The 11,813-nt window shown below is 32.6% G+C and carries 8 protein-coding genes; all 8 read left to right on the top strand.

Annotated features, from left to right (window positions below; all coding sequences use genetic code 11):
* The coding region (locus O5Y44_RS07515) for a collagen-flanked surface repeat-containing protein (RefSeq protein WP_483299445.1) at nt 1-3,441 on the top strand (3,441 nt) is incomplete at its 5' end.
* 270 nt (nt 3,442-3,711) lie between these two features.
* Nucleotides 3,712-4,713, top strand: coding sequence for a DUF2232 domain-containing protein (locus O5Y44_RS07510; protein WP_371465868.1), 1,002 nt, complete (start codon nt 3,712-3,714; stop codon nt 4,711-4,713).
* A 2-nt stretch (nt 4,714-4,715) separates the two neighbouring features.
* Nucleotides 4,716-6,662: a DHH family phosphoesterase gene (locus O5Y44_RS07505; protein ID WP_316447461.1), complete on the top strand. Its 1,947-nt coding sequence runs from the start codon at nt 4,716-4,718 to the stop codon at nt 6,660-6,662.
* Nucleotides 6,663-6,693: 31 nt separating this feature from the next.
* Nucleotides 6,694-7,137: a 50S ribosomal protein L9 gene (gene rplI / locus O5Y44_RS07500; RefSeq protein WP_371465867.1), complete on the top strand. Its 444-nt coding sequence runs from the start codon at nt 6,694-6,696 to the stop codon at nt 7,135-7,137.
* 22 nt (nt 7,138-7,159) lie between these two features.
* Complete coding sequence (dnaB, locus tag O5Y44_RS07495) at nt 7,160-8,521, top strand: replicative DNA helicase (RefSeq protein ID WP_271966065.1); 1,362 nt, start codon at nt 7,160-7,162, stop codon at nt 8,519-8,521.
* Nucleotides 8,522-8,532: 11 nt separating this feature from the next.
* Nucleotides 8,533-9,888 carry a DUF4767 domain-containing protein gene (locus O5Y44_RS07490; protein WP_371465866.1) on the top strand — a complete coding sequence of 452 codons (1,356 nt, stop codon included), beginning with the start codon at nt 8,533-8,535 and terminating at the stop codon, nt 9,886-9,888.
* Between the two features lie 85 nt (nt 9,889-9,973).
* Nucleotides 9,974-10,951, top strand: coding sequence for a signal peptide peptidase SppA (gene sppA / locus O5Y44_RS07485; protein WP_371465865.1), 978 nt, complete (start codon nt 9,974-9,976; stop codon nt 10,949-10,951).
* Between the two features lie 13 nt (nt 10,952-10,964).
* Entirely contained in the window at nt 10,965-11,627 is a 663-nt protein-coding gene (locus O5Y44_RS07480) for an RDD family protein (protein ID WP_371465864.1), read from the top strand.
* The last annotated feature ends 186 nt before the right edge of the window (nt 11,628-11,813 follow it).

Below are 11,813 nucleotides of genomic sequence, written 5' to 3'. Positions count from 1 at the left end.
GGAGTGCAAGGACCACGTGGACCAAAAGGAGAAGACGGAAAAACTCCAGAAGTAACTGTAAAACCAGGTAAAGATGGTAACAGCTCTGATATCACATTCACTGTACCAGGAAAAGATTCTGTAACAGTAAATGTGAAAAATGGAGAAAATGGTTTAAACGGAAAAACTCCAAAAGTTGAGTTATTACGTGTTGAAGGACAAAATGGTAATCCATCACATACAATCGTTACATTCTATACTGATGAGAATGGTGATGGAAGATATACTCCAGGAACTGATGAACTTCTAGGATCAGAAATGATTAAAGATGGGGCAAAAGGAGCAGATGGACGTGATGGTAAATCACTAGTAGCTGTTAAGACTGGAACTGAAACAAAAGTTTATCAAGAAGACCCAGCTAACCCAGGACAACCATTAAACCCTGAAAAACCATTAGCAGTTATAAAAGATGGTCTAAATGGAGTATCACCAACAGTAACAGCTGTTCGTAAAGAAGATGGAAATAAAGGTGTAGAAATCACAATAGATAATCATGACGGTTCACAACCAACTAAAGTTCTTATCAATGATGGAGCTAAAGGTGAAGCAGGACAAGATGGAAACACACCTACTGTTACAACTCAACGTGGAGCAGATGGACGTAGCACGATTGTTACGTTTACTACACCAGGTAAAGATCCAGTATCATTCGTTGTTAAAGATGGTAAAGATGGACGTACACCACATATTGACTTAAATGCATTAGTGGATGCAGTGAGAAGAGGTGCAGGATTAGCTGTTAATCCACAACCTTCTGGAACATCAAGAAGTGCAAGAAGAGCAAGAAGTGTAGGAGAAAACCCAGATGAAGTAACTGCAACTACATTGGTTTCTTCTCCAGCACCAAGAAGTGCAAGAAGAGCGAGAAGTGTAGGGGATAACCCAGATGAGGGAACTCCATCAGCTCAACCAGTAGCTACAGACACAGCAGGTTCGCAACCAACTACTACAGATTCAACAGCTACACAACCAGAAACTACAGATTCACAACCAGTAGAGGGTACTCGTATTACAGCATACTATGATAATAATGGTAACGGTAAATACGATCCAGGTGTGGATGAATTAATTGGTACAAGTGATATCTTGAATGGTACAAATGGACGTAATGGTACAGATGGTGCAAACGGTGCGGCAGGTCATGATGGTCATGACGGACGTAATGGTGCTGAATTACTAAGTGGAGTTACTGCGCCAACTGCTAAAGATGGTAAAGATGGAGATACATTTATCGATGCTAATACAGGAGACGTTTATAAGAAAAATAACGGAACTTGGGATAAGATCGGTAACATCCGTGGACCTCAAGGAACTACTGGTGAAAAAGGTGAAAAAGGTGACAACGGTAAAGACGGACGTGCACCAAAAATTAAAGTAGAAGATATTACTTCACCTTCAAGATCTAGAAGAGCTACAGATGCAACTTCAACTCCAACTCGTAATGGTATCCGAGTTACAGTTTATGACGATGTTAATGACAACGGAGTATACGATGAAGGTATCGATAAAGTATTAAGTAGTAAAGATATTTATAATGGTATCGATGGACGTGATGGCTCAGCTCCAACTATTAATACAAAAGATAATGGAGATGGCACACACACTATCACAGTTCGAAATCCTGATGGTTCTGAATCAACTACAGTTGTAAAAGATGGTAAAAATGGAGAAAATGCTACTATTACAACTACAGAAAATCCAGACGGTAGCCATACAATTACAGTAACAAATCCAGGTGGACAACCTAAAGATATCGTTGTTAAAAACGGTAAAGATGGTAAGACTCCAAAAGTTGAAGTAACTGATAACAATGATGGGACTCACACAGTTAAAGTTACAGATGGAGATGGTAATGTTACTAATGCTATCATCAAAGATGGTAAAGACGGTAAAGCTGCTACAGCAACAACTACTAAAAATCCAGATGGAAGCCACACAGTAACAATCACAAACCCAGATGGAACTAAGAATGAATTTGTTGTTAAAAATGGTCGTGACGGAGTAGATGGACGTACTCCAACAGCATCTGTTCGTGATAATGGAGATGGAAGTCACACTATCGTTATTACAAACCCAGAAGGTGTTACAACTGAAACAACAGTACGTGATGGAAAATCACCAAAAGTAACAATAACTGACGAACAAAATGGAACTCACAAAATTACAGTTCTAAATGGTGATGGAACAACTACTGAAACAATCATTAAAGATGGAAAATCACCAGTAGCAACAGTAAGAGATAACCAAGATGGTACATACACTATCCGTGTAGAAAATGGAAATGGAACAGTTTCTGAAACAACAGTACGCGATGGTAAATCACCAACAGCTAAAGTAGTAGACAATGGAGATGGAACTCACACAGTTACAATCGTTAACTCTGATGGAACTACTACAACTACAACAGTACGTGATGGAAAATCACCAAAACTTGAAGTGATCGATAACAACAATGGTTCACATACTATTAAAGTTACAGGAGCAGACGGCAAAGAAACTAATACTACAATCTTTGACGGTAAATCACCAAAAGCTAATATCGTTGATAACGGAGATGGTACACACACATTAACAATCGTAGATTCTGATGGACGTGAATATAAATCTGTTATTAAAGATGGAAAAGACGGAAAAGATGGAGTATCACCAACTGTAACAGTTAAAAATAATAATGATGGAACTCACACAGTTACAATTACTAACCCAGACGGAAGTAAAACTGATATGGTTATCAAAGACGGAAAAGATGGTAAATCACCAAAAGTTTCTGTTGAAGATAACGGAGATGGAAGTCACACAATAACAATCATCAATTCTGACGGTTCTGTTACGAAAACAGTTGTTAAAGACGGAAAAGATGGACGTGACGGAAAAGATGGTAAAGATGGTAAAGACGGAAACTGTGGATGTAATGACAAACCAGTTCCTCCAGTAAATAATAATCCAGCTGGACCAACATTTGCAATGCCAGAACCACCAGTTCATGAATTACCAGAATTCAAAGGTGGAGTGCCAGGGATGCCAGAAGTACACGAAAAACCAGAATTTAATGGTGGAGTACCAGGAATGCCTGAGGTTACTGAAGTACCAGAATTAAAAGTACCAGAAGTACCAGTGCGACCAACTCCTGAAGTTCCAACTCAACCAACACCACAAGTTCCAACTCAACCAACTCCTGAAGTACCAGGTCAACCAGTACCGGAAAAACCAGTAACTCCAGAAAATGGAACTGTACCTCCAGTAACAGAAATGGTATCAGCAGTTAATGTAAATCAACCACAAGCTAACGCTCGTGTTGAAAGATTAGCTGAAACAGGTGAACAAGGTTATAATGCATCTATTTATCTAGGTGGAACTCTATTATTCACACTGTTCTTAGCAACAAGAAGAAAAGAAGACTAGAATTTTTTAAAGGATATTTCTAAAATAGATTTTAAAATATATAAATTAGAACTCAAGCGATAATTTCGTTTGAGTTCTTTTCTAATAATATCAGTAGTATAAAATTAGAACTTCAGGTCTTATAGTATGATAAATCTATTCTTGAATAATAGTATGTTAATGTTTTTATTTTCCTTTAAAAAAACTAAGAAATTTGATATAATAATAAAGATACCTATATAGTTAGAGTTGCTTTTAAGGGTATTATAAAAACGAAAAAGGAGTGTTAATTTGGATAATAACATTTCAGATTTATTGACAAAAGAAATTGCAAAAGCAATGTTAAATAGATTTTTCTTTAAAGAACCTAGTAATTTAAAAATATTTGCATATTCTGTAGGGTATATATTATTAATATTATTAGGAACACTACTAAATATTGAAATTGTTGCAGCATTTCTTTCTGTGTTTCCTCTTACATACGTACTTGGAGCTAAAGGATTGAAATTGTATCTTCCGTTGATTGCTTCAGGGGGGATAATATTAGCATTGTTGGGATCCCCAGTTATGATGTTTTGGTTTGGGATTCACATGGTTGCTGCATATATAATATATAAAACTATAGATTTACGTTTATCAAAGCTATTTTTAGTGGTAGCAATAGCGACAGTATTATTTTTAGGAATAGCTATATATGTATTTTTATCTATAAGATTAGGTAATATAACTATAGATAGTAAACAGATTTTGGAGTTTATTAATAACTATGTAAATTCAATGGTAGAGATGAATCAAAATGTGGATAAAAATTTAGTTTTAGAAAGTTTCTCAAGTATACAGAGAACATTTCCAGTAACTTTATATATAATATTATTTGTATATAGTTTAATAATAGTAAAATATACACTTTCTTTATTAGCTAGAGAATATGTGATTATTCCAGCTTTTCCAAAATTTAGTCGTATATCATTAAGTCCAAAAAGTGGATATATATACATTGGAGTTTCTTTAATCACATTATTATTTGAGATGGGATTAGATGAAAATAAATATAGTTTTTGGAATATATTATTTCAAAATATATCAGGTGTACTAGCATTAGCATTTATTCTAAATGGTTTATTTACAGCATATTTCTTTATCGAACAAAAAACTAAGAATAAGGCTACTATAGCAAAACCAATTACATTTGTTTTAATGTTAATCTTTAGTCCGATCTTTGAATTACTTGGTTTTATAGATAGTATATTCAAATTAAGAGAAGGTTATATTATTATGAAGAAGGGGGAATAGATATGAATGGAAAAAGAAAATATGAATTGATAATTTCAACTATTTTTCTAATAGGAGCAATACTTTGCGGAATATTTGATATTTTTAGTTTAGTTATTTATTTATTAATAGGTCTTTTAATCTTCGTATTCTATATTCTTCAGAAGAAAAAATCTTTAGAACAGATGGAAAGGTATATTAGTAAATTAACTAATAGAATAAAAGATTCATCAGAAAAAGGAATTAATAAGTTTCCTATCGGTATAATCGTAATAGATGAAAATAAGAATATTGAATGGGCTAATAACTTTATCTATAAAAATATTAAAGTTGAAGAGATAAAAGGTCTAAATATCTTAGAACTTATGCCGGAAATTTCAGAGTTATTTGATCTAGAAACTCCGGTAGACAATCAGTTTGAAATCTTTGGTAAATTTTATAAAGTAAATTATCAAAAAGATAGTGGTTATATTTACTTCTTTGATATTACAGAAAGTAAAGTTGTAATGCAAAGATTTAGAGATACAAGGCCTATTATTCTTAATTTAAGTCTTGATAATTATGAAGATGTTTATGATTCATTAGAAGATGAAGTAGCGAGTAGATTAGATGCTACTGTAGTTATTACTTTGACAGATTGGGCTAAGAAGAATAGTATTTATCTAAAAAGAATCGATGACGATAGATTTATCGGACTTTTAAATGTCAAAGATTTAAAGAAAATAGAAAAAGAAAAATTCCAGATTTTAGATACTATTAGGAATCTAAAAGAAGAATTTGATGCACCAATTACTTTGAGTATAGGTGTAGGTATGGGAACTGACTTCTTACCAGAATTAGGAGAACTTGCGAAGAGTTCACTTGATTTAGCTTTAGGGCGTGGTGGAGATCAGGTTGCTATGAAAGATGTTGATGGTACGATTAGATTTTACGGTGGTAAAACAAACCCACAAGAAAAACGTACTAGAATTAAGGCGCGTGTTGTGTCTAATGCGTTAGCTGATATTGTAAGTGATAGTGATAAAATAATCGTAATGGGGCATAAACGTCCTGACTTCGATGCTGTTGGAGCTTGTGTAGGTATTTATACATTTTCTAAAATAGTAGGTAAAGAATGTTACATTATTTTAAATGATAGTGACAGAGATGAAACGATTCAAAAAGTAATGTTTGAAATTGATAATTCGGATGAACAATTGTCAAAAGTGTTTGTCGATAGTGATGAAGCTTGGGAACTTATGACTCCTCAAACAACATTAATCGTTGTGGATACTTCTGATGCATCACGTGTTATTGATGCTGCGATACTATCTAAGGCTAATAGAAAAGTTATTATTGACCATCATAGACGTGGTGAGGATATAATTACTAATCCGCTGTTAACTTACATTGAACCTTATGCATCATCATCATCAGAGTTGATTGCAGAATTAATAGAGTATCAAACTAAGATAGAAAAAATCACTCCTATTGCAGCGACGATTATGCTTGGTGGAATAGTGGTAGATACTCAAAACTTCTCAATTAGAACTGGTTCTAGAACGTTTGATGCAGCTGCTTATTTACGAAGTAATGGAGCTGATCCAACGAGAGTAAAAACAATTCTAAAAGAACCTTTTGAGAACTTTATGAATAGGGTAGAAATTATTAATAACTCTATCCAAAAAACACCAGAAATTATCATGGCAAAAGCCCCTGAAGATAAATATTATACTAATGTAATGCTTGCTCAAAGTGCAGACTTACTTCTAACTCTTAAAGGAATTGAATGTAGTTTTGCTATAGGATATTTAGAAGAAGGTAAAGTTGGAATTTCAGCAAGATCACTAGGTAATATAAATGTTCAATTAATTATGGAGGAGCTTGGTGGTGGAGGTCATCTTGCCAACGCAGCAACTCAAATAGAGGGAATTAATTTAGATGAAGCTTTAGACCGACTAAATGATGCCATCGATAAAATATTATCATAAAATAAAAACATAGATAAAAGGAGAAATTGTAATGAAAGTTATATTTTTAGAAGACGTTAAAGGAAAAGGTAAAAAAGGAGATGTTAAGGAAATTGCTGATGGATATGCAAAATTCTTAATAACAAATAAAAAAGCTGTAGCAGCAACAAATGCTAATATGGCAACACTTAAAGGTCAACAAAAACGTGTTGAAAAAGATAAACAAGAAGAATTAGTTCAAGCTAACTTACTTGCTAAACAATTAGAAGGTCTTGAAGTGATAATTAAAGTTAAATCTGGAGAGGGTGGAAGATTATTTGGATCAGTATCTTCTAAACAAATTGTTGAAGAACTTAAGAAACAACATGACCTTAAAGTTGATAAGAAAAAAATCGACTTACCACACGGTATCCAATCTTTAGGATATACAAATGTTAAAATTAAACTACACAACCAAGTAGAAGGAACTATTAAAGTTCATGTGGTGGAGCAATAGTAAATAATTTGAAGGTGACAATATGAAATATCATATAGATTCTGTTGTAATGGCAGAACAATCGTTATTAGGGGCTCTGATGCAAGAGCCAGAGAAATTAATAGAAGTCAAAGCAACGGTTGATCCGGAAGACTTTTATGATGAACGAAATAAAGATATTTATAGTGCTATTTTACGTTTAGATGAAATGGGAATAATACCTGACACCACTACGATTTTTGAAGAAATAAATAATAGTGGGGCATTCAGAACAGTGGATGCCTCATTATATATAGTGGACTTGTATGATATTACTCCAAGTTCTCGTAATATTATGCACTATGCGAATTTAGTAAAAAGATACTCGATATATAGAGAAATCCGAGCAGCACTTTTAAGTAGTACTGAGGAAATGAATCAAGGTAATGCTGACATAGACTCTTTAACTGCTACATTATTTGATCAAGTTGAACGAGCAATGGAACGAGCGAAAACATCTCAGTTTAAAAATATGAAAGATGTTACAGATGAAGTTTTTAAAGAAATCTTAGCTCGTATGGCTGGAGAGGGTCAGAATGTAGCTGTACCTACAGGATATGGTGCATTAGATAAACTTGTAGGTTTTGGTAAAGGAGATTTAATTATCCTTGCAGCACGTCCTGCGATGGGGAAAACAGCATTTGCCCTTAATATTGCCCTTAATATCGCTGGGAAAAATCCTCGTTCAGAAGAAGAGAAGAGAACAGTTGCACTATTCTCATTAGAGATGGGTGCAGACCAACTTGTCTCTAGGATGATTTGTAGTGAAGGAATGATAGATTCTGAAAAAATTAAAAGAGGTGATTTAGATAATGATGATCTAATGAAACTTGAAACAGCTGTTCATTTCTTAAATCAAAAAAATGTCTTTATTGAAGATAGTGCTTTTATCAAAGTAAATGAAGTAAAAGCAAAATGTAAGTTATTAAAAGCAGAACATGGTCTAGATCTTGTTGTTATCGATTATCTTCAACTTCTTCAAGGAAGTAAGAGAACTGATAATAGGCAACAAGAGGTATCTGAGATTTCTCGTAGCTTAAAACAAATGGCTAGGGAACTAGAATGTCCTGTTATCGCATTATCTCAGCTATCTCGTAGTGTTGAATCTAGACAAGATAAACGACCTATGATGAGTGACCTTAGGGAATCTGGAAGTATTGAGCAAGATGCTGATATAGTTTCATTCTTATACCGTGGAGACTATTATAGAAGTGAAGATGCCGATGAGAATGAAGTTCAAGAAACAAGTGATGTTTCAACTATTGAAGTAATTATTGCTAAAAATAGGCATGGACAAACAGGGACTGCAGAACTTGCATTTATGAAACGATATAATAAATTCGTATCGAAAACTTATGCCGAATAGGAGGGAAAGTGATGACGAATAGAGATACTAATTCTCAGAACAATGAATTAAATAATGATTTAAATGGTTATTATGATCAAAATGGAAATTATATTCCTTATGGTTATTATGACGAGAATGGGAACTATATATCAAACGGGTATTATGATCAAGATGGAAACTTTATTCCGAATGGCTACTATGACCCAAATGGAAACTACATTTCAAATGGTTATTACGACCCAAATGGCAATTTTATTCAAAATGATGGAAATAATCAAAATAATAATGAATTTGCGCCTGCGGGTTACTATGATCAAAATGGATTTTTTATAGCAAATGGCTATTATGATCAAGACGGTAATTATGTAGAGAATAATCAATCTAACTTTAATCAAGATGTAAATGGTCAATATAATCAATTTACTAATGATAATCAGAATAATAATTTCCAAGGAAATGATAATTATTCTAATGTAAATCAAGAAAATACTGAGGAACAAAATAAGGAAACTAAAAAAGATAAATCTAAGAAAAAATCATCAAAACTTGGATTTATAGTTGCGTTTCTTTTAGTATGTGTTATTGCTGCGGGAGTTTATTATTTTAAATTCTACAAGAAAGATGATAAGGTAGTTCATCTGGATCAATATAAGGTTGAATTAGCAGCATATGGTACTAACAGACAAGGTAAGGTAAATGTTGATATAGTAGAAATCCCAGAAGTGAAAGATGCAGATGATAACATCAAGAAATTCTTGAAAAAACCTGAGATTAAATATACTCCTACAGAAAACTTAGAGAACGGAAGTAAAGTAGATGTAGAGATAACGCTTAATAAAGATGAAGCCCAGAAAAAAGGATTGAAAGTCAGCGGCACGTTTAAACGTACTCTAACTGTTACAGGATTATCTGAAGAAAAAACTGAGAAAAAAGAAGAAGCTAAAACTACAAGTACAGCTTATTGGAATAAAAACAAAGGTGACAAACTTTATCAATTTGTGAAAAGTTGGGAAAAATCTTTAAACCAAAGTTATAAAGAGTATACACCGAGTAACCAAGTGAATTTCCATGGATTAAAACTTCCTACTGAGACAGAAATGGCAGGGGATGCACGTTTAGTTCTAGAAGGTGATAAACTGATTAGTATGAAATGGTCACCTGAAGGAAATTATAAAGACGTTTATAATATAGTTGCTGTATTTTCAGATATTGATAAACCAGTGAATTCAGTTGCTCACTTATATTATTTCACTATTTTAAATGGTGAACCTATCGTGTTAATAACTGAACAAAATCAAGGGAATTCTAAGAAGTATGTTTACTTTAGAAAAACTGCTAATGTAGACTTGCAAAAAGGTTTTGAAAATATAGTTAAGAGTTCATAATAATAGGCTAGGGACAGATAGCGAAAGTGGTATTTGTCTCTGGCTTTTTACAAAAATATTATAATAAAGTTTTGGAGGAAAAAATATGAATTTTAAAAATAAAAGGTTGATATCAACAGTAATTGTTGTTGTCTTAGTAGTGTTTTCGCTAATTAAAGGTACTATAACATCAAGTAACAGTAATAAAAAAGATGAGTCAGAGTTAAATGGTTATTTAACAGAGTTTTTACAAGAGCAAAGTATTACGAAATTAACTCTTAAAAAAGGAGATAGTAGCCAAGTAATTCAAAAGATTTCTATTGAAGGTGAAATTAATTCTGAAATGACGAATACATATTCACGAGGATCTGTGTTAAATCAAATCAAAGAAGCTAAAAATAATCCTAATGTTAAAGCTATACTATTATCGGTAAACTCACCTGGTGGTGGAGTTTATGAAACTGCTGAATTATATAATGCTTTAAAAAATAGTGGTAAAGATGTTTATGTTTCAATGAAGAAAACAGCTGCTTCGGGTGGATATTATGTATCTACACCAGCTAAAAAAATCTTTGTGAATACTGAAACAACCACTGGTTCTTTAGGGGTAATCATGAGTTATGTATCTGCTCAAAAATTCTTAAATGATCATGGAATTAAACAAGAAACTGTTCGTTCAGGAGATCAAAAAGCAGTAGGTGGTTTAACTGAAGATTTACCAGAATCAACTAGAAAAATCTTACAAGAACAAAATAAAGAAGCATATGAGAGATTTGTAAAAGCTATAGCTGAAGGTAGACACTTAAGTGAAGATGAAGTTAAGAAACTTGCTGATGGAAGAACTTATACAGGTACACAAGCAGTAGCAAATAAACTAGCTGATAAAATTGGTACTGAAGATGAGCTTATTGATTTAATAAAAGAAGAAAAAGGATTATCTAATCCAACTGTAATTGAATTAAGAGCTGATAAAACTACAGAAAGTTTAATTTCTAGATTTGTTAAAGTTACAACAAAAAGTTTTATCTCTGAATTAAATAGTGAAGTGAATTCAAATAAAGTTGAACGTAGTTACTTAGGATAAGGAGGTTTTTTATATGAATAATGAATTAAATAATAATAGACCTTCATATGATCCTAATTTAAATGAAACTTCTGTAGAACTAGAAAATGATACGATACAAAATGAAGAATCTACTAGAGAACATGAAGATGCTAAAGAAACAGAAGAAAGAGTAGATAAAAAAGAAAAAGATCTTTCGTTGCCAACAACAATAGAAGATTATATGACTCTTTCAAAAAATTTCTATGCAGGCTTTTGGACGAGATTTGTTGCGTATTTAATCGATATGATTGTTATTTATGCAATAGCTAGTTTATTGAATACTTTTAGTTTTGGGCTTTTGAATAAGCAACTAGATTTTCCAATTTTAGGAGAAGAATCTCTGAGTTATGTTATCGTCATGTTTACTTACTTTATAGCTATGACTTATTTCTTCTCTCAAACTTTAGGTAAGATGATTATGAAGATAAAAGTAGAAACTAATAAAGGGGAAAAGTTAAGTTTAGCAGATGTAGTTTACCGTGAACTAGTTGGTAGACTATTAACGATATTTTTAGTGTATATCCCGTATCTAGCTGTTGCTTTTACTAATAAGAAAAAAGGACTTCATGACTATATTGCTGACACTGTAGTAGTCAAAGAAGATTTTTCTAAACTTCGTCGTCAGATGAATGAAAAATTAGAAAGTAAAAATTAATATTGTAAAAAGCTGTAGGTTTTAATAAATCTATAGCTTTAAATTTCAAATTAAATCCTAGAAAATCAGCTGGGGTTGACAAAAAGGTCCTAAAATTTGGCAAAGTTCATATAAGAACTCATAGACGCAGTGGTTTATTGATATCTAAATGCGCTTTAAAAAAGCTTTTTAGATATCTAATAAACT

Source organism: Gemella sp. 27098_8_155 (genome assembly GCF_041433725.1).
Lineage (GTDB): Bacteria > Bacillota > Bacilli > Staphylococcales > Gemellaceae > Gemella > Gemella haemolysans_D.
This window is presented reverse-complemented; position numbering and strand designations above follow the sequence as displayed.